Raw genomic sequence first — 275 nt, forward strand, 5'->3', positions numbered from 1 at the left:
TATCTCGCCTTTAGTATTGCTATAGCTTTGACCTGTTGGCGTCTCCAAGCCACCGTGAAAAGGGACAAAGGCTTTTTGCTCAAATCCTGAACGTGCCAGCTCTAGCGCGACACCACCACCGAAGCAATAACCCATCGTCACGCCTTCGCGGACATTATTACCTTGGGCTTGTCCAGTATTTAACGCCGCCGTCAGAATACGGCGCATCTTACTGCGATTCTTATAAAGCTCAGAAGTCAGACGCTTTTTGTCTGCTAACTCAGTCGGGCGAATAC

The 275-nt window shown here is 49.5% G+C and carries 1 protein-coding gene; it reads right to left on the reverse strand.

Translation table 11 applies throughout. The annotated features are described in order from the left end of the window. Positions 1–275 (reverse strand): dienelactone hydrolase family protein (locus AAEY83_RS14760; RefSeq protein WP_351060061.1); only part of this gene is annotated, 275 nt, incomplete at both ends.

It is taken from the genome of Psychrobacter sp. TB20-MNA-CIBAN-0197 (assembly GCF_040309765.1).
Classification (GTDB): Bacteria; Pseudomonadota; Gammaproteobacteria; order Pseudomonadales; family Moraxellaceae; genus Psychrobacter; species Psychrobacter submarinus.